We start from the raw sequence: 19,849 nt of genomic DNA, 5'->3' as shown, positions 1-19,849 counted from the left end.
GTCTTTCCATTGCTGAATTCTTGAAGGGGCCTTGGATCCTCAATCCATCAGGCGCGCTGCGCCCCAAACGCGGATTGAACTGCCCGGTTTCTCCCCAATCCCGGCACTTATCAGACTGGGGTAACCCATGTCCTGTCCCTGGCGCACCTCGATTTGTCCGCCATGCGGCCAACCGATATCGCGAAGGTAGCCCGCATAGGCGGCCGTTGCCGCACCCGTTGCCGGGTCTTCCATGACCCCGCCAGAGGCGAAGGCGTTTCGCGTATGGAACAGGCTCGGTTTTTCGCTGTAGGAAAGCAGGATTGTGACCCAGCCGTGCTTGTTCATGAGAGCCTTCCCCTTTTCAAGGTCGTAGCTCATTCGCGACAGGGCCTCTCGTGAATTGAGCGTCACGGCAAAGTGGTCTGCACCGCCATGGATTTCGGCAGGTGGTATCCTCTCATCCAGATCTGCAGCGTCATAATCAAACAGGCGCAGGACCTCTGCAATCAGTTCCGGCGAAGCTGGATTGCTTCTGGTCGCGGGAGACTGCAGAGCCGCCTCAATACCGTCAGCCGTCTTTTGTCCATCCACCGTTATCGCGGTCTCGTTGAGAATGAGCTTGAAGATTCCATTTCCAAACTCACCTGCCAGCGCAGCGCCAAGGGCGATTGTTGCGTGCCCGCAAAAGGGCACTTCGCTCTCGGGTGAAAAGTATCGAACGCGCCATGCGCCTTCATCTGTGCGTGCTGCAAAGGCGGTTTCGGAAAAACCCACTTCGGCTGCGGTTGCCTGCATGACATCCGCCGATGGCAGATGATCTGCAATAACGACACCAGCGGGATTCCCACCGATGCCGCCCTCTGAAAATGACGAAATTCGAAGCACATTCATGACGTTTTCCTGATCCCACTGTCTGTCATCAGAATATGAGATCAAGAAAAATGAACACAAGAGCAGAACTCATGAAAGAAGTTTATGAGTTAGTGGTGCTTATGTGAATGCTTTCTCGAAAGCTTGTTCCAGATCGCTGATGAGGTCCTTCGGGTCCTCAAGACCGATATGCAGGCGGGCTGACTGAAAGTTCGGGGCAACCTGAGTTGCTGTGCGGATGCCCTTCAGCTTGACCGGAATGGCAAGGCTTTCAAAACCGCCCCAGGAAAAGCCAAGCCCGAACAAATTCAATGTGTTGAAAAAGCGTGCCGACTGGTCTGCTGTGGTGCCTTCCTTGAAGTCGAAGGCAAAGAGGCCCGATGCACCGGAGAAGTCACGTTTCCAGATGGCATGTCCCGGATCGGTTTCCAATGCCGGATACCGAATGGCGCCGACCTCCGGACGGTCGCGGAGCCAATCGATCACTGCCATCGTGTTCTTGTAGTGCCGCTCCAGGCGAACGGACATCGTGCGCAGGCCTCGCAGCGCCAGATAGACGTCGTCAGGGGCCACATGCACCCCCATCGCGCCGTGCAGGGAGTTCAAGCCCGGCCATGCCTTGGCGCTGGCGGCAATCGTTCCCAGCATGACATCCGAGTGTCCGACAATGTACTTTGTGCCAGCTTGAATGGAGAGGTCGACACCCAGTTCCAGTGGCTTGCAATAGAGCGGGCTTGCCCAGGTGTTGTCCATCAGGACGGTCGCCCCGATTCCCTTCGCTGCATCGGCAATGGCCGGAATATCTTGCATTTCAAAGGTTAGGGACCCGGGGGCCTCGACAAATACTGCCGTCGTGTTGGGACGGAAGAGTGAACGTATGTTCTCGCCAAGCGCCGGGTCGTAATACTCGACAACAACATTCAGATTCGGCAGGACCGTATCGGCAAAATGCCGTGTCGGGCCGTAGGCCGTATCCGGAATAAGGAAATGGTCGCCCGCCTTCAGGCAGGAGAGACAGGCAAGGGCAACAGCGTTGAGACCGGAATTGGCAAGCCGCGAACCGGCTGCTCCCTCAAGCTCGGTGATTGCATTCTCAAGGGCTTCGGTTGTCGGAGTGCCACGGCGCCCGTAGGAATACCGCTGCCCACCTGACGCCATTGTCTCAACGTCCGGATAAAGAACCGTGGATGCATGAACGACGGGTGGATTTACAAACCCGTGGAAGTCACCCGGATCGCGTCCGGTATGGGCCAGAACTGTATCGGGCTGGAGGTTTTTTCCAGACGTTTTTTTCTGCATGAGGTCCATCTTGGCATCAGGAGAGAGGGAAGGGCGGTTAGGCTGTCGAAAGCGGCCAAAGAATAGTCGCCGATTGCCAAACGTCAATCCGGACCATTTTGAAGTTCAGTGCGCCTGTCGGTGGTGCTTCGAGGGTGAGTGTTCTTGGGGTTGTTGTCTGCGCAACAAGATTGCGTTTGTTCCCTTTTTGTGCGGTCATTGATGTCCCCGGAAAAGGGACAGAATGATCAAATAATTCCATTCCCCTTCAGTAACCTCTTGACCCGTCCGCATAAATGCCATCGTATGGGGCCTGTTGGGACGGAGGCCCAATGTCCGGAGGAACCGACCTTTGTATAGGGTCGGACGCAGCCCTGTAAGCGGTGTCAAAACCGGCTGGCGGGGTAGCGTGGAGGACAGAGCCTTGATGTCCCGACACACAAAAACAATGTGGGTAACAATAAAGGCTGCATATCCATGTCGAAAAAATTTCTTCCGCTGGTCCTTGGCGCTGCAATGGGCGTCGCTGCGACGAGCGCATCCGCTGCAACGCTGGACGACGTTAAAGCCAAGGGCTTTGTTCAGTGCGGCGTGAGCCAGGGTCTTCCTGGTTTCTCCAACCCGGATGCACAGGGCAACTGGTCCGGCCTCGACGTTGACTTCTGCCGCGCAATGGCAGCGTCGATCTTCGACGATGCGAACGCTGTAAAGTTCACTCCGCTGTCTGCAAAAGAGCGTTTCACCGCCCTGCAGTCCGGTGAAATCGACGTTCTGTCCCGTAACACCACCTGGACCATGACCCGCGACACGTCGCTGGGCCTGAACTTTGCCGGCGTGAACTACTACGACGGTCAGGGCTTCATGGTTCGCAAGGACCTCGGTGTGACCTCCGCTCTGGAACTTTCCGGCGCTTCCGTCTGCACCAACACCGGTACCACCACCGAGCTGAACGTTGCTGACTATTTCCGTGCGAACAACATGCCGTACGAAATCGTCGCATTCGAAAAGGCTGACGAAGTTGTGGCTGCTTATGACGCAGGTCGTTGCGATGTTTACACCACGGACGCTTCCGGTCTCTATGCTCAGCGCCTGAAGCTGACCAACCCGGGCGACCACATGGTTCTGCCGGAAATCATTTCCAAGGAGCCTCTCGGCCCGGTTGTCCGTCAGGGCGACGATCAGTGGTTCAACATCGCAAAGTGGACCCTGAACGCAATGATCAACGCTGAAGAACTCGGCGTGACCAAGGCAAACGTTGAAGAGATGATGAAGTCCGAAAACCCGGACGTGAAGCGTCTTCTCGGTTCTGAAGGTGCATACGGCGAAGCTCTCGGCCTGTCCAACGACTGGGCACTGCGCATCGTCAAGCACGTTGGCAACTACGGCGAAAGCTTCGATGCAAACGTCGGTCCGGACACTCCGCTCGGTATCGCTCGTGGCGTCAACGCCCTGTGGTCCAAGGGTGGCGTTCTGTACGCTCCGCCGATCCGCTAATCAGCCGAACGGTTAGAATGCTGGGCCTCGGTGACGTTTGTCACCGAGGCTCTAAAAAAGAAGCTCGGGGGCAGGGAGCAGGAAAATGCACCGCCGCCCAAGCTAAATTGAGGGTGGCTGTTTCCGCCGACGGGGAAAACCGCAGAGCAAACATGCGGGTCAAATTTGGGAAACAGCTTGGCTAGCAGCTCAAGCCAGCTTGAAAACTGGCTGGCCCGATAGCTGCAGCAAAATCGGGCGAGGACTTTATGTCAGACACGGCAGACGCGCCACCGCGCGCATCGCTGTTGAATGATCCAAAAGCTCGGGGATTGTTTTATCAGGGCCTCCTGATCGCTATCCTTGTTGCTGTCGGATACTTCATCGTAACAAACACGATCGCCAACCTGGAACGGCAGAACATCTCCTCAGGTTGGGGCTTTCTTGAAAACACAGCTGGCTTCGGCATTATCCAGGCACTGGTTCCCTATGCGGAAACATCCAGTTATGGTCGTGCGATCTATGTCGGATTCCTGAACACGTTGCTCGTTGCGGCAATCGGCATTTTCATCGCCACGATCCTCGGATTCGTGATGGGTATTGCCCGTTTGTCGAACAACTGGGTGATCAATCGGATCGCCTATTGGTATGTCGAGTTCATCCGCAACGTCCCGCTGCTTCTGCAGATCTTCTTCTGGTACTTTGCGGTTCTTCGTGCTGTTCCGGACAAGCGGAGCAAGTGGTCGCTCTTCGACACGTTCCATCTGAACATCGCAGGCCTGCGTGGCCCGGCCCCGATTTACGAACCAGGTTCGGAAGTCATTGGTTGGGCACTGGTTATCGGTTTGATTGCGACTTTTGTGATCAAACGCTGGGCAAAAATCCGGCAGGACGCGACGGGTCAGCAGTTTCCGATGTTCTGGACCGGACTTGGACTGATTGTCGGTTTGCCTGTGCTTGCGTTTTTCGTGATGGGCGGCCCGATCAGTTTGGAATATCCGGTCTTCAACGAAACGGGGCCGATGCTGCGCCGCGGCTTCGAACTTGGTACGGGCTTCAACCTCATCCCCGAGTTCCTTGCACTTACGCTTGCATTGTCGATCTACACGGCCGCCTTCATCGCGGAAATCGTCCGTGCCGGCATCCAGGCGGTGGCTCACGGGCAAACCGAAGCTGCAAATGCGCTTGGATTGAGAAAAGGACCGACATTGCGTCTGGTGATTATCCCGCAGGCAATGCGCGTGATCATCCCGCCGCTGACAAGTCAATACCTGAACCTGACCAAGAACTCCTCGCTGGCTGTGGCCATCGCGTTTCCGGATCTTGTATCCGTTGGCGGTACGGTGCTCAACCAGACCGGTCAGGCCGTCGAGATCATCGCGATCTGGATGATGGTCTACCTGTCACTCAGCCTGCTCACCTCGATGTTCATGAACTGGTACAACCAGCGCATGGCTCTGGTGGAAAGATAAGGAGGCGTGAACATGGCTAATGTTGATATTTTCCAGGTTCGCACGCATGAAGCGCCGCTTCTGCCAGCTCCTGTCTCCACCACCGGCGCCATCGGATGGATGCGTCAGAACCTGTTCTCGTCGGTTGGCAATACCCTGCTGACATTCTTCGGGATGTATCTGGCTTACTCGATCATCATGCCGTTCATCCAGTTTGCGTTTATTGATGCGATCTGGACGGGTGACAATCGTGAGGCCTGCCTTGCGACGGATCCGAACACACATGCCGGTGCCTGCTGGGCTTATGTGAAAGCGTATCTCCCGCAGTTTATCTACGGCCGGTATCCGGAAATGGAACGCTACCGGGTGGATATCGTCTACGCGATGTTCGTCCTCCTGCTGGTGCCATTGCTGATGCCGAGTGCTCCACAAAAGACACTCAATGCCATTCTGTTCCTCGTGGTCTTCCCGATCGTTGCCTATTTTCTGCTGACAGGCCTCGAAATCGGTGACTTCGTGGTGTTCCCGATCGTGGAAACAGCTCAGTGGGGCGGTCTTCTGGTCACTCTGGTGATCGCCGTCACGGGGATCGTGGCATCCTTGCCGTTGGGTATCGCCCTTGCGCTCGGTCGTCGGTCCCAGATGCCGATCATCAAGCTGGTCTCGATCATCTTCATCGAGTTCTGGCGAGGCGTTCCGCTCATCACGGTTCTCTTCATGTCTTCCGTGATGCTGCCACTCTTCCTGCCGGAAGGGGTAACCTTCGACAAGCTTCTGCGCGTCCTCATCGGCGTGACGCTGTTCTCCTCGGCCTACATGGCAGAGGTGGTCCGCGGTGGTTTGCAGGCTATCCCGAAAGGACAGTATGAAGGCGCTATGGCGCTTGGGCTGCGCTTCTGGCCGATGATGTATCTCATCATTCTGCCGCAGGCACTCAAGCTCGTGATCCCGGGCATCGTGAACACCTTCATCGGGCTGTTCAAGGACACGACCCTGGTTCTGATCGTCGGCATGTTCGACCTTCTTGGCCAGATCCAGTCCTCGTTCTCTGACCCGAACTGGTCGACACCGACACAGGGGCACACCGGCTATCTCTTTGCCGCGATCGTGTTCTTCGTGTTCTGCTTCGGCATGTCGCGCTACTCCATCTTCATGGAGAACAAGCTGCACACCGGGCACAAGCGCTAAACGGATTGGCACACCGGGCGCCCCCGAGCGGCGCCCGGTCCCCAGAAAAGACTTCGGAGTTGATACTCATGACAAACGCGACAAACATGGGCGAAGACTACACGCCGGATCGCACGAAAATGCAGATCTCCGACACCGATGTGGCTGTCGAGATCAAGTCGATGAACAAGTGGTATGGTGATTTCCACGTGCTGCGCGACGTGAACCTGAAGGTCATGCGCGGCGAGCGGATCGTCATCTGCGGACCGTCCGGTTCGGGCAAGTCCACCATGATCCGCTGCATCAACCGGCTGGAAGAACATCAGGCCGGTCAGATCATCGTCGATGGCATCGAACTGACTGATGACCTGAAGAAGATCGATGAAATCCGCCGGGAAGTGGGCATGTGCTTCCAGCACTTCAACCTGTTCCCGCACCTGACCATTCTGGAAAACTGCACGCTGGCGCCGATCTGGGTTCGCAAGATGCCCAAGAAGCAGGCCGAGGAAATCGCGATGCACTATCTGGAGCGCGTGAAGATCCCTGAGCAGGCCCTGAAATATCCGGGTCAGCTTTCCGGTGGCCAGCAGCAGCGTGTGGCGATTGCCCGCTCGCTCTGCATGAACCCGAAGATCATGCTGTTCGATGAGCCGACCTCTGCTCTCGATCCGGAAATGATCAAGGAAGTTCTGGACGTTATGGTCGGTCTCGCCGAAGAAGGCATGACCATGCTTTGCGTGACGCACGAAATGGGCTTCGCCCGCAAGGTCGCCAACCGCGTGATCTTCATGGACGCAGGCCAGATCGTCGAGCAGAACGAGCCGGAGCCGTTCTTCACCAATCCGCAGCACGAGCGCACCAAGCTCTTCCTCAGCCAGATCCTGCATCACTGAGGACATGCGCCCGCCGAAACGTCCCGGGATTGTTCGGCGGGGTGCGTCCCTATGTGCGGCTATCTTGCTGCTGATCGTCTTGGCAATTGGCCTTGGAACACTCGTTCCAAGGCCTTTTCCGTCAGGCGATACCCAAAGGGCCGAAGGCGAACGGCGGCGGATACTCGTCCTATCCAATCCGATCCATACGGACATTGCCTTGCCAGCGGATTCGGACGTCCTTTCTGCGTTCGGTTTCGTATCCGCAGGTGGACTTGATCTGGACTTCCCGGGTGTTGAATGGATCGTGTTCGGATGGGGAGGGCGTTCGTTCTATCTCGAAACGCGTACCTGGGACGACTTGAAATTCGGCCCGGTATTCGCTGCGTTGACGGTGGACCAATCAGTCATGCATGTAGAGCGAGCAGGGGCGATTTCTGAAGACCGGCCTTCAGTCCAGGCCATAGATCTCTCACCTGAAGAATTCCGCAAACTGGTCGCAGGGATTGCGGCAACTTTCCAGAAAAGCCCGGATGGCATGGCCTCAGCAATCGAGGGTGCAGCCTATCATGAGCACGATGCCTTCTTTCCCGCGAACGGCACCTTCAATGCGTTCCTGGGATGCAACATCTGGACGGCCGCACGCCTGCGCGATGCCGGATTGACAACCGGAACATGGACGCCTCTTCCGGTATTTCTGGACTGGTCCCTGTCTCTTCATAACGAAGGTTCAGGGCAGGCCGACAAGTAGCAGAAACCTCAATTGGCCTGAAACTGCTGCTTGAGTTCCTGAAGGGGCGCGGCGTCCGGATTATGGCCAAGGGCCTGCTGAAGGGCGAATTGGGCACCACCCATGTCACCCGTCGCCAACAGCGTCCTGATCAGGAACGTCCACGCATCGACCATCTGCGGATCGAGAACCGTGACCTCCCGAAAGGCAGATATGGCGGCACGTGTATTGCGCAAGGTGAGGGCGGTTCCCCCTAGGACCATATGCGTTTCGGGAAAATCGGACTTGGCGGCGAGGGAAGCCTGCCACTCGCCGGTTCCCTTGCGAACATCTGCCAGCGCCGCTTCGTTCAGCGGGGACAATCGGGTGCCGATGATTTGGCGCGCGGCGGCAATGCGCACGGCCTTCATCGGATCGCCAAGCGCCCCAACCAGCACAGCGAGACGCTCAGCTTCTGGCAGTTTCCCCGCAAGCGCCACTGCAGCTTCGCGCACAACTGGATGTTCATCATCTACAAGAGCGGCGGCACGCGTCAGAATGTCGACGGATTGTTCGCGGGCCAGCAATTCCAGGGCAGTTGCCCTGACAATGGCCGGGTAGGTCTTTGTCGATGCAAGGGCAAACAGGTCTTCCCCCATTCTGCCTGGTTCATTGCGGGCTGCGGAAAACACATCGCCATAATGCGCACCACGATGAACGCTGTCCGGGTATCTCCGTTCGATCTCGGCAGCGGCCCATTCGGCTGTCTGATCCTTGTGACAATCCGTACAGGCGTTCGGAGTTCCGATCCGCACCGAAATGTCCGACCTTGGAACGCGGAACGAATGATCGCGGCGACCATCAACGCCCATATATGTGCGTTCGATCATGTGACACGATTTGCAGTCTGAACCGGGTTCGCCGGGAGTGTGGAAGTGGTGGGACGGATCGTCATACTCGCGCTTTGCAAGCGTCGGAAATTCCGGGTTGCCAGCGGGCGAGTGGCATTGGGTACAAATGCCGTTGCCTTCGGCTTTCAGTGTCGTGCCATGCGGATTATGGCAGTCGGAGCAAGTGACCCCTTTGGCATACATCTTTGACTGCAAAAACGAGCCATATACATAGACCTCGTCCAGTATCTGTCCGTCAGGATGATACAGCCCCTCCCGCAACAGGCTCAGGCGATAGCTGTCATGATACGGTGTGCCCGGCAATGGATTGCCCTCGCCAAACGGCTCCCGGCGTGAATGACACCCCGCGCATTGCTGCATCTCGGTCTCGGCAGACCCTTCCGCGAAACTGAGGAGCAGTCCCTTCTCGTCGGTGCCCGGAAAGGGACTTTGAGCAGTTGACTCTCCGCGCTCAGCCCAGACCACATGGGCTTCTCCCGGACCGTGGCAGGCTTCGCATCCAACGCCGATCTCCGCCTGGGTGCTGGAATAGGTCCGGGTCCGTGGGCTGTAGTTCTTCTGGTAGTCCGTGGCATGGCATTCTGCGCAGCGGCCATTCCAGTTCTTGTAAGGTCCCGTCCAGTGAAAGGCGTCTTCAGGCGGAAGAAGCTGGTCCGGGTAAAGGTGGTACCACTCCTTCTTCATCACATCCCAGACGATATCGAACGATTGCAGGCGTCCGCCATCCGTCTTGACGAGATATTGTTGAAGCGGGGTGAACCCGGCGACGCCGACGATCTTGAGCACTTTCGGTCCATTCACGACATCGCTTGTCTCAACGAAATAGGAACCGTCTTTTTTAAAAAAGCGGCTTGTGCGTCCGTTACGGGTGAAAGTGCTGTTGTCGAAATCCGCTTCAACGGTTGTTTCGCTCGGTTCGGTCCAGGCTTTGGCGTGGTGCGAAGTCTTCCAGTCCGCCACTTCATCGACGTGGCATTGGGCACATACTTGCGTTCCCACATAGGCTGGGGAGGCCGTAGCCGGAGTGAGACCCATTGGGAAACCGGCAAGGTATCCAATCGCAACTGTGAACAGAATTGGAAGTCTCATACATTGTTTCCGGGGTTGAGCGGCGGCAGGTCGCTGCGGGATCGATGTCCGGCGTCTGTCTTCAAGCGCCGCTTACGCAAGACCTGAAGGTGCTCTTTCAATTCGCGCCACGCGTCATCGCTGACTTTTTTAGTGGCTTTGCCATAGAGTGACTGGCCAATACGAGCGAGGGAGACTTCCACGGCCTGTGATTGTTGTTGGGCAGGTATATGGCCGGAGCGGTCATCCCACAAGGCAAGGGCCTTCAGGGCCCGGTCAAGGTCTTGAGCGGAAACTGCACGCAGCACCGTCTTGAAGGCATAGTCCTCCGAGGCGTGCCATTTCTCGCGCGCGGCATCCAGTCGTTCGCGCCAGTCGGGATAAAAGTGAACGCCCAGCCGGATGAGCGTTGACAGCCCCAAAAGGACGCCAAAGGCTTTAAAGACGATATTGCGAATGTCGTCTCTCTTTGACGCAGGAGGCGGCACTTCGCCGCGAACCGTCAGTTCAAAGCCGTCCAAGCTTGTCTGTTCGACTTCGCCGGTTTTGAGATTGTACCATTTGATGGTGACGGGCGGTGCCTGAAACCGGCCTCCATGGCTCGGAACATAGGTGAGGGTTTCCTCCCGCGTTCCGGAAAGGACGCCGCGATTATCGCTTTCCGACAGCACCGGTTCCCTGGCATAAACGGAGAGACCTTCCTGTTCGGGCACGGTCAGGATCGACGGCAAGAACATGGGTGAAACACCGCCAACCTTGGCAATGACCTTTCGGCTTACGGCATCACCAGGAGACAGGGTGTCCGGCGTCCCGTCAATGATCTGTTCAAGCGACAGGCTCTCTGCGGCAATGAAGGGAACGACATCCCGCGCGTTGTCAGGGATAAGGCCGGAAAAGCGAACCTCTTCCGTTTCCAGAGAGAACGGGATCGGAGCGCGGGTATCAGGGTCGGCATAAGTCAGGGAAATCGGCTGCGCAGGGATCACAAACTGACCGCCGGTCATCGGATAGAGCCGGTAAGCCCTGCTGACCCCGGACCAGGTTTCGCCATCAACCCTTTCGCTAACCGAGGTCGAAGCTCGCGAGGGCAGGCGAACCAGCACATTTGGCACTTCGAAGCTTGGAAAGACCGGCGGTTGGGGCATCCATGTCGGGACCAGAACCGTGATGCGTAGCGTCAATGGTTGGCCGGGAATGGCCGTTGTCTCCGTGAACTCTGTCCGAACGATCGGCTTGGACGGCACATCGGCATAGCCGGTCTGAGGCAGGAAACTATAAAAAACGAACAACAGAAAAACATGGCGCAAGAATATCAATCTCCGCTCCCCCTTGCGGCTTCCAGGGCAAATCTGGACCTCAGGAAATCGGACGTGCGCGTGTCCACGGTGCGCATCCACTGGTCCGCAGTTTCGGGAAGAACTTCGCCACTCCCGTGCTCCCGCGTTGTTTCTGCGCCCTTGGCCGCCTCGTTGTCGTAAACAACGTCGTCAGCGCCAATTCCCTTCTCCTCACCAGTATCGGATTGTTCGCGCACCCGCTCAATATAAATGACGATGTGTTTGGCAAGTTCCAGGTTATAGGCGGCATCAGGGTAATCGGGATCGCGATCAAGGGCCTTTTCAAAGGCGCGCACACCGTCGCGATAGGCCCTGGAGCGCATATGGGCAACACCTTCGGCAAAGGCAGCATCGGCGGAGGGAAGAGTGGCATAGACCTTGGCTGCTTCTTCGTATTTGCCTGCCCGCGCAAGAGCATGCCCCCGCCACATCGGGTCATCGAACAGATCTGCAGCCTTCGCAAACTCCTTGGCATCATAGGCAAGGCGGCCTTGTTGGTCCGGTGTCAGGAACCAGTCCTTCCAGCCGTCCGCCCGAGCTTCGCGACTTCCCGCAGAGGCGCTCATCAAGACCAGCAAAAGCGACAGGCGGAGGACCCATCCGCGCCGGAACCAGAACAGCATCAACGCAGCTGCAGGCCAGGCAAGAATCCAGCCCTTGTCATCCCATGCTTGCCGGTTGTCCTGATTGAGTTCATCGCGGAACTGGGCTGCAATGCGCCGCTCGATTACGGTGAGATCAGAAGCGTCTGGCGATAGCTGAACGACCGTCGCTCCGGGGACCTGCTCAAGCACGCTGTTTGGCTGCCCGTCGGGTTTGGCGACGAGGAATACAGCCTCTTTGCCAGTTTCTTCCAGATATTGGCGAAAGGCTGGCAGGTCAGCGCTGTCAAAGTCATCGAGAACAAACAGCACAGAGCCGCGCACGTCGCTGGTGTCGAGGGTCTCCCGAGCAAGTTTCAGCGCAGCAGTAGCGTTGCTACCGTTCGTTGGCATGATGGCGGGGGCAAGCCCTTCAAGGAACGGTTTCACCACCGCAGGGTCTTCCGTGAGGGGGACCACTCGGTGGGTGGTGCCCGCATAGGCAATGAGGGCGGTTCTCGCTCCGGCCCGGCGGTCCAGCAGGTCGAGGATCTTGTGTTTGGCGCGTTCCAGCCGCGAGGGAGCAAGATCAGTTCGCTCCATGCTGCTGGAGACCTTCAGGGCAATGGCAAGTGGAGCAGTATCAGAGACAAGCGGATTTGGAATTCGAGACCATGTCGGCCCGGCTGCAGCAACGAAAAGCAGGATCAGAACCACTGCTACACCGTCAATTGGCTGGAAGCGTCGCTGCCGGTTTTGTCCAACCATCAATGCCTGGGCCAGATGCGGCGCGATTTCCCGTGGTTCATGGCCGGTTGACCGGTTGCTGTGGTTGCGGGAAATCCACCAGACGAGCAGAACAGGAGCAATCAGGAAGAGTGGCCACAAGCGTATGAACTGAAAATTCGCCAGATTATCAAACAGAAGGTTCATGCGGCTTGCCTCCTGTTCGCCCACAAGAGAGTACCTGCCAAACCGAGAAATCCGAGGCAGGCGGCAAGAGCGAGCAGAATATGACCAAGCGGTTCGCGCGGTCGAAAACTCAGCGTCTCCACGGTCCTTGGCGTCAGCTCCTCGATCCGGTCGTAGACTTCGGTAAGCCCGGTCTCATCCGAAGCCAGAAACGAGCTGCCGCCAGTCCTGTTTGCAATTTCGCTCAAGGTCTTGGTGTCAACGCGCAAGTCTCCGTTTGCCTGCGGGTCTCCTACGGCGATGGTATGGATTTCAACGCCATTGTTTCCGGCAATCGCGGCAGCGTTGATGGGTGTCATTCGGCTGCCTGTGTCCGCACCATCGGACAGGACGATAAGGAGCCGTTGGTCGATCTCGCTTGCCTGAAACATGCGGATGGACAGGCCGATGGCATCGCCGATGACCGTATGGGGTCCGGCCATGCCGACCTGAACTTCATCCATCAGGGCGCGGACCGTCGCAAGGTCTTCCGTAAAGGGGGACTGGATGAAGGCACGTGAGCCGAAGACGACAAGCGCTATCCGGTCGCCCTCGCGTTCTTCAATAAATTTGCCGACGACGCGCTTGACCACTTCAAGCCGTTGCAATCGTTCTCCGTCGGCGCTGGACATGTCGTGTTCGTCCATTGAACCGGAAATGTCGATGGCAAGGACAACGTCTCGGGCAGACTTCTCGATTTCAATCGGCTCGCCAACGCGTTCCGGGCGGGCAAGCGCGAGTACCACCAATCCCCAGATGAGCGCAGCAAGCAGCATTTGCAGACGGCCTCTGGAGAGAACAACGGAACCAGCCCGTGGCTGAACTCCGGCAGATTCAGCGAGTTTCAGGAAAAACGGCGAGCGAAGGGCTTTGACTTCCTGCCGTTGTGGACGAACGAGGAAGTGAACCAAAAGCGGTAGCGGAAGCAGCAATAGGGCCCAGGGAAAAGCGAAATCGATCATAAGCTACCTCGCTCGTCATGACGAGGGCCGGTTTTGTGCGTTCTGATCCATGTCAGAACCAGAGCAGTGGCGTTCGGGTCTGAGTTTGCCTTCTGATAGGGTGCCACTGTCAGGATGCTGCCCGAACCGCTGGAAAAACCGGTTCCACCATAGCTCTTGTCGAGAAATGCCAGCCAGTCTGCCCCGTGAAGGCGTGCCACCTCGGTGCGAGGATAGGCGGCGAGGGCTGTACGGCGGAGAATTTCTGCAAGCCGTGCCGGGTCATCATTACACTGCGCAACTTCGCTCAAGGCCTGGCGTCTGTAGGCATTCGCCCTGTAGCGCGCATAGGCATTCCAGAGCATCCAACCTGCCAATGCAAGCAACACGGCCCCAACCACGAGCCAGCCGACAGTTTGCGGAAAGAGGGACACGGGCTGCGGTTCAGGTACAGGCTTCAGGAGCCCGAGCAAGCCGACAAGATCAAGGCCTGACAGATCCTCGGTCAACGTCTGCCTCCCTCATGACCAAGAAGCCGCCTTATCTGCGGCAGCGTCTCTTCTCCTGCACTCAGCGGCATGATCGACAGACGGCATTCCTTCTGCCAATTCAAGAACTCGTCTAATCGACCTCTGGAAAAGGCCTCAAGCCCAAGCTTGATCTGGTCGCGGGCGGTATCAAGTTCTGCCTGTTGCTCTCCGTCCGACACCGTGACCTTCAGGTTCGCTGGCAGTACATGGGCGACCGGATCAGTCACAGGACACATGATCACATCATTGTGGCGGGCAATTCCCGAGACCAGCCTTTTGGTGTCTGCGTCAATGCCGTCAAAGTCGCTGATCAGGAATATCAGGTGATCCCGGCGCGCAAGCCTTGCGACCGCCCGCAGTGGTTCATTGAGCAGCATCGGTCGCGAGTTGGGCGCATTGGCATGCAGTCTTGAATTTGCGGTTTCCAGAGCCTTGAGCAGGCGATCCAGCGCCATTCTGCTGCGCTGGGGGCGGATCTCCGCGACATGATCATCACCAAAGACAATTCCACCAACACGGTCCCCCTGATCCAGTATCCGGAAGGCGGCAAGGGCAGCGGCTTCCGCCGCAGTAACCGATTTCATGGCATGCTGAGTGCCGAAGAACATCGACATGCGCTGGTCGACCACCAAGAGAGCAGGGCGGTCCCGTTCTTCCGTATAGACGCGGATATGCGGTGTTCCGGTGCGCGCCGTAACTTTCCAGTCAATCGTGCGGGTGTCGTCACCGGGCAGATAGTTCCGCAGTTCCTCGAAATTCAGCCCGCGTCCACGCAGCCGGGAGGCATGGCGTCCGTTGAGCACGCTGGCAGCGGGTTGGCGCGGTAAAAAGGAGAGGTGACGGGCAGCGTTTTCAAGAGAGCGAAGGTGTTCAAGGGTGACATGCACGCGCGGATCCGTTGCAGGCTCCGGTGAGGCCTGTTTCTCAAGCCCGGTTCTGGCTCTGGCTCTGCGGTCTTGCATGGCGTTCCCCGGCAGGCAGTGTAATCAGGTCAGCGAAACCTGACGCAGAATTTCCTCTGTCACTCCATCGGCCGACAAACCGTCACCCTGTGCCTCGTAGCTCAGGGTGATCCTGTGACGAAGGACATCGGGAACAATTGCCTGAACATCCTGCGGGTCGACATAGTCGCGCCCGCGCAGCCAGGCGTGGGTACGTCCACATTTGTCGAGCGCAATGGATGCACGCGGGCTTGCGCCGATATCGATCCAGCGGGCCAGGTTCGGCGAGTAGGCCTCCGGCGTTCGCGTCGCGTAGACGAGATCTGCCATATAGCGTTCCATCGCCTCGGAGACATGAATGGCGGCTATTTCCCGTCGGGCGTTGAATATCGTTTCCTGGGAAATCGGGTCCGGGCGTTGGGATTTTGTTGCGGTGTCGGTCTCGTTCTTGGGTGTATGGGCGGCGGCTTCCTCATTTCGCACAAGGCGGATGACTTCAACCTCATCCTCGATCGGCGGATAGCTGATGAGGACATGCATCAGGAAACGGTCCATCTGTGCCTCCGGCAGCGGATAGGTGCCTTCTTGCTCCACCGGGTTCTGGGTCGCCATCACCATGAAGAGTGGTTCCATCTTGTGCGTTTGTCCGGCAACCGTGACCTGTCGCTCTTCCATGGCCTCCAGCAGGGCAGCCTGAACCTTTGCCGGGGCCCGGTTGATTTCGTCGGCAAGCACGAGATTGGCAAAGATCGGGCCGGGCTCGAAGCGAAAGCTCCCCGAGCCGTCCACCTGATGGTAGACCTCTGTGCCTGTTACATCCGAGGGCAGAAGGTCGGGCGTGAACTGGATTCGGCTGAACTTGGCATCAAGATTTTTGGCCATGGCCTTGATCGCCCGTGTCTTGGCAAGACCAGGCAGACCTTCGACGAGCAGATTGCCGTTCGCCAGAAGCCCGATGATGAGTCGTTCGACAACGCTTTCCTGCCCGATGATGGATTGCCCGATGCGGCTTTTCAGTTCGCCGATCAGTGCATGTGCTTCTGTCGTCATCTGACGTTCCGATCTACTGGTCAGTCCTGCGCAGCCTGATCCGGCAGGCTGCGCTGCAATAGGGAGTTCAAAACGGACGCCTGCGGACCCCAATGGTGGTAGCAGGCGGGTCGAAAAGGGTTCAGTCGCCGGTTGCTTCGCTCAACACCTGACCACGAGCGCCGCTTGGAGCCTTGATCCGGAGGTAGGCGGAAATGGTGGGAGCCAGGTCGACAGTCTCGACACGTCTGCTGATCCGTTGAGCTTCGATGCCACGGCCAACCAGAATGATCGGCACATGGGTATCGTAGGTCCAGGGGGAGCCATGCGCGCCGGCAACCGTCAAGCCATCCATGTCGCCAATGAACCAGTGCGGCTCGAAGACGACATAGATGTCGCCTGATCTTGAGGCATGGAAATTCGCGAGAACCGCATCGGCAACCGGTGTTCTGGCAATGTCGCCGTTTCTAAGGTCGTCGCTCGACAAGGCGAATGCGATCCCCGGTAACTGTTGCAGCTCTTCAGCAACTCTGCGAGCGACGAGCGTTTTATCGAGCCCGTTCGCAGTGATGACCTCATCGTCGAGATAAACGTAAGGGTTGGAGAAGCTCTTCACGAGCTTTTCGGCAATCCCGAATTCTGCCCGCAATCTTGCAATGCTCGGCTGCAGGTCAACGACGTCAAAATCGAAATAATGGGCGTCTATTCCAATGGATCGCAAATAGCCGGGAACTTCTGCTGCACCGTGGTCAGCCGACAGAACGACCAAAGTGTTCTCAAGGCCGATCTTCTGATCGACGTAAGTTAGAAAGTCGGTCAGCGTGTCATCCAAATGGCGCAGATTGTCCTCGGTTTCCAGGCTGGACGGGCCGAAGATGTGGCCGACATAATCGGTCGATGAAAAGCTCACCGCCAGATAATCCGTTATACTATCTTCGCCAATGCCCTCTGCTGCGATCAATTCCTTTGCAAAGGATGCGGTCAGCGAATCTCCCGCAGGGCCAAGCGTCAGCCTCGTTGTGAAGTATTTGTCGTCTGCGGCTCCATAGGGATGGGGAAACACACGGCCATAGCCCGGAAAGTCGGTTTCCCACTCCATGTCGTCCATCGAGCGGAAGCGATAGGTTTCAACCGGGTCGGCGAGTGACCACGTCGTTCCGCCATAGGCCGATACGTGGCCAGCGGTATTCCAGCCGTCGACCCACGCCGGATAGGCATCCATGTAGTAACTCGAACTGATGAAACGCCCCTCGCTCTTGGAGAACCAATAGGCGGTCCCGACATGGCCTGCCATGGATATGGCGCCTCGGTCCTTGATCGATACGCCAAATATCTTGGCTACCTGTCCAATCCCGATAGCTATCTCGTCGGACAGTGTTGATGACAGGATGGCGTTGGGCGAGCGTCCGTCCGTTGTGGCGGCCCTTTGGGTGGGGTCAAGTTCGGTTGACTTGTCTACACCACCGGCTCCAACGAGCGGAAAATCTGCATCCTGAACATTGTAGTTCGGTGCGCCGGTCTTTCGGTCAAACCAGATATTCGCCACCATACCGTGAACCGCCGGGTCAGTCCCGGTGGCAAGCGTTGTATGTCCGACAATGGTTTCGGTGTTGGCGTGGCGGTGGTGGGCATTCGTGTAGAACGCACCGTTTTCCATCAAAAGGCGGAAGCCAGATGGTCCGAAGTGCCGTGCATTTCGATCCAGAAGGTCGCCACGCAGCTGGTCTACCGTGATCTGAAGAACGAGTTTTGGCTTCGGATGCTCGACGACGTCAGCCAATGCCATATGTGTCGAACCGAAAAGCGCAATACACGCAAGGCTCCGTGCTACCGGCTTCTGCATGGATGCCGTGCTCCCTGAATAACAAAAACAAAACATGGAAGTGATGCGGCGGGAGAGCCCGCCGCATCGACGTCATCAATTGGACGACGGATTGTTCTGCAGCGTCTCAAGAACCTGATTCAGGTTGAAGCTGCCCGGTGCCTGACGCGGCGGGAACTCCTGATAGGTCGCAAGGTGACGAGCGACATAATCAACGGCCGGCAGGACGAGGAAGGCCCGGTCGAAACGCCACATGTCGTAGTTGGACGATTCGATGTCTGCACGCTCGAACGGATCACCGCGCATGTCGAACAGTTTCGGCAAGCGAAGGGTCACCAGCGGCTCCTGCCAAACGTTGAAGCCGATTGCGCGCTGCTCCATGAAGACCATCTTCCAGCGGTCGTAGCGAAGGTTCGCCAGCTGACCGTCGTCGGTCCAGTAGAAGAACTCCTTGCGCGGAGCTTCGTCGGTTTCACCCTTGAAATACGGCATCAGGTTGTAGCCATCGAGGTGAACCTTGTAGTTCCGGCCAATGGCTTCATGACCTGTCAGCAGCTTTTCCTTGATATCGGGTTCGCCGGCGGCAGCCAGAAGGGTCGGAAGCATGTCCTCGTGGGAAAACACGTCGTTATAGATCGTTCCCGGCTCGATCACACCCGGCCACTTGATGAGCGTGGGAACGCGATAGCCGCCGTCCCAGTTGGAGTTTTTCTCGTTGCGGAACGGCGTGGTGCCGCCATCCGGCCAGGAGAATACTTCCGCGCCATTGTCGGAGGAGTACATGATGATCGTGTTGTCGGCGATGCCCAGCTCGTCAAGCTTGTCGAGAATCTGACCAACGTGACCGTCGTGTTCCACCATGCCATCTGCGTAGATGCCAAGGCCGGTAACTCCATCGGATTCCGGCTTGAGGTGGGTATTCACATGCATGCGGGTGGCGTTCCACCAAAGGAAGAACGGCTTGTCGGACGCCGTGGCGCGTTCCATGAAGTCTATGGCACCCGCGGTGATTTCCTCATCAACGGTTTCCATGCGCTTCTTGGTCAGCGGACCGGTATCCTCGATGGAACCGTCAGCGCTCGACTTGATCACGCCACGCGGGCCAAAACGCTCGCGGAATTCGGCGCTCTTCGGGTAATCCGGGTGCTCCGGCTCTTCCTCGGCATTCAGATGATAGAGGTTTCCGAAGAACTCATCAAAGCCGTGGTTGGTCGGCAGATGCTCATCCAGATCGCCCAGATGGTTTTTGCCGTATTGTCCCGTCATGTAGCCGTGGTTCTTGAGGAGGCCGGCAATGGTGGGGTCCAGTTCGGACAAACCTTCCTTGGCGCCTGGCAGGCCAACCTTGAGCAGGCCGGTACGGAACGGGCTCTGGCCCGTAATGAAGGCTGCACGACCTGCGGTGCAACTTTGCTGGCCATACCAGTCGGTAAACAGCGCACCTTCAGATGCAATACGGTCGATGTTTGGGGTTCTGTACCCCATCATGCCGCGGTTATAGGCGCTGGCGTTGGCCCAGCCCACATCGTCACCCCAAATGACGAGGATGTTTGGTTTGTCGGCGGCAAAGCCGCTGCCAACCATGAGTAGAGTTCCCAAGGCAGCGCCGGCGAGTGTTCGCCCGACGAATGTGCTGGCCTAGGATAAGGCCTTCCAATGCATACCATGACTCCCAATGGTCAAATTAAAAAACAGAACGGCGAAAACTTAGAATAGTTGGTTGGGGGCGTCCATCTGAATTGCATAAATAGTACGGGATGGTGCCAATGTTCATGTTGAATTGTCATTATATGCAATTTTTCGGAAAAATAGCGATGTAAATTCTGGCGATAAGACCTGTTGTGGTTGGTGAAAATAGCAATGCGCAAAGTAGTGTAGAGTGTTGTGGGGATTTTGTCTTGAAATTGATTAAAAACGGAGGCAAGGTCTGACAGGT

The 19,849-nt window shown here is 57.3% G+C and carries 16 protein-coding genes; 5 read left to right on the top strand and 11 right to left on the bottom strand.

Translation table 11 applies throughout. From position 1 onward, the window contains the following. Positions 1-39: 39 nt before the first annotated feature. Both F0155_RS18725 and metC read right to left on the bottom strand, forming a co-directional pair. The gene (locus F0155_RS18725) at positions 40-873 is read right to left on the bottom strand and encodes a PhzF family phenazine biosynthesis protein (protein WP_150526085.1); all 834 of its coding nucleotides are present in this window, start codon (positions 871-873) and stop codon (positions 40-42) included. Positions 874-972: 99 nt separating this feature from the next. Continuing rightward, a complete protein-coding gene (gene metC, locus F0155_RS18720; RefSeq protein WP_150526084.1) occupies positions 973-2,160 on the bottom strand; it encodes a cystathionine beta-lyase in 1,188 nt (395 codons plus the stop codon). Between the two features lie 447 nt (positions 2,161-2,607). On the opposite strand from metC, the gene F0155_RS18715 reads away from it, so the two are divergent. The 5 genes from F0155_RS18715 to F0155_RS18695 all read left to right on the top strand — a co-directional run bounded on the left by F0155_RS18715 (position 2,608) and on the right by F0155_RS18695 (position 7,844). After that, on the top strand, positions 2,608-3,624 hold the full coding sequence (locus tag F0155_RS18715; protein WP_150526083.1) for an amino acid ABC transporter substrate-binding protein: 1,017 nt from the start codon (positions 2,608-2,610) through the stop codon (positions 3,622-3,624). A 248-nt stretch (positions 3,625-3,872) separates the two neighbouring features. Then, the gene (locus tag F0155_RS18710) at positions 3,873-5,075 is read left to right on the top strand and encodes an amino acid ABC transporter permease (RefSeq protein ID WP_150526082.1); all 1,203 of its coding nucleotides are present in this window, start codon (positions 3,873-3,875) and stop codon (positions 5,073-5,075) included. Positions 5,076-5,087: 12 nt separating this feature from the next. Further along, positions 5,088-6,242: an amino acid ABC transporter permease gene (locus tag F0155_RS18705; RefSeq protein ID WP_150526081.1), complete on the top strand. Its 1,155-nt coding sequence runs from the start codon at positions 5,088-5,090 to the stop codon at positions 6,240-6,242. Positions 6,243-6,310: 68 nt separating this feature from the next. Further along, complete coding sequence (locus tag F0155_RS18700) at positions 6,311-7,114, top strand: amino acid ABC transporter ATP-binding protein (RefSeq protein WP_280177012.1); 804 nt, start codon at positions 6,311-6,313, stop codon at positions 7,112-7,114. A gap of 64 nt (positions 7,115-7,178) precedes the next feature. Then, on the top strand, positions 7,179-7,844 hold the full coding sequence (locus F0155_RS18695; protein ID WP_244303548.1) for a TIGR02117 family protein: 666 nt from the start codon (positions 7,179-7,181) through the stop codon (positions 7,842-7,844). An 8-nt stretch (positions 7,845-7,852) separates the two neighbouring features. Here F0155_RS18695 and F0155_RS18690 read toward each other — a convergent pair whose 3' ends face one another. From F0155_RS18690 to F0155_RS18650, 9 genes are all read right to left on the bottom strand, one after another. Beyond that, on the bottom strand, positions 7,853-9,802 hold the full coding sequence (locus F0155_RS18690) for a multiheme c-type cytochrome (protein ID WP_150526079.1): 1,950 nt from the start codon (positions 9,800-9,802) through the stop codon (positions 7,853-7,855). Next, positions 9,799-11,088 carry a BatD family protein gene (locus tag F0155_RS18685; RefSeq protein ID WP_161599839.1) on the bottom strand — a complete coding sequence of 430 codons (1,290 nt, stop codon included), beginning with the start codon at positions 11,086-11,088 and terminating at the stop codon, positions 9,799-9,801. The genes F0155_RS18690 and F0155_RS18685 overlap by 4 nt, the downstream gene beginning before the upstream one ends. A 5-nt stretch (positions 11,089-11,093) precedes the next feature. Then, a complete protein-coding gene (locus F0155_RS18680) occupies positions 11,094-12,632 on the bottom strand; it encodes a VWA domain-containing protein (protein WP_150526077.1) in 1,539 nt (512 codons plus the stop codon). After that, positions 12,629-13,612, bottom strand: a complete 984-nt coding sequence (locus tag F0155_RS18675; protein WP_150526076.1) for a VWA domain-containing protein — start codon at positions 13,610-13,612, stop codon at positions 12,629-12,631. Before F0155_RS18675 ends, F0155_RS18680 begins: the two co-directional genes overlap by 4 nt. Further along, positions 13,609-14,100 carry a DUF4381 domain-containing protein gene (locus F0155_RS18670; RefSeq protein WP_150526075.1) on the bottom strand — a complete coding sequence of 164 codons (492 nt, stop codon included), beginning with the start codon at positions 14,098-14,100 and terminating at the stop codon, positions 13,609-13,611. Before F0155_RS18670 ends, F0155_RS18675 begins: the two co-directional genes overlap by 4 nt. Next, positions 14,097-15,083, bottom strand: a complete 987-nt coding sequence (locus F0155_RS18665; protein WP_150526074.1) for a DUF58 domain-containing protein — start codon at positions 15,081-15,083, stop codon at positions 14,097-14,099. The genes F0155_RS18670 and F0155_RS18665 overlap by 4 nt, the downstream gene beginning before the upstream one ends. A 24-nt stretch (positions 15,084-15,107) precedes the next feature. After that, the gene (locus tag F0155_RS18660) at positions 15,108-16,112 is read right to left on the bottom strand and encodes an AAA family ATPase (RefSeq protein ID WP_150526073.1); all 1,005 of its coding nucleotides are present in this window, start codon (positions 16,110-16,112) and stop codon (positions 15,108-15,110) included. Positions 16,113-16,233: 121 nt separating this feature from the next. Continuing rightward, entirely contained in the window at positions 16,234-17,934 is a 1,701-nt protein-coding gene (locus F0155_RS18655) for an alkaline phosphatase family protein (RefSeq protein WP_150526072.1), read from the bottom strand. A gap of 75 nt (positions 17,935-18,009) precedes the next feature. After that, positions 18,010-19,497, bottom strand: coding sequence for an arylsulfatase (locus F0155_RS18650; protein ID WP_150526071.1), 1,488 nt, complete (start codon positions 19,495-19,497; stop codon positions 18,010-18,012). Positions 19,498-19,849 lie beyond the last annotated feature (352 nt).

It is taken from the genome of Roseibium sediminis (assembly GCF_008711325.1).
Lineage (GTDB): Bacteria > Pseudomonadota > Alphaproteobacteria > Rhizobiales > Stappiaceae > Roseibium > Roseibium sediminis.
This window is presented reverse-complemented; position numbering and strand designations above follow the sequence as displayed.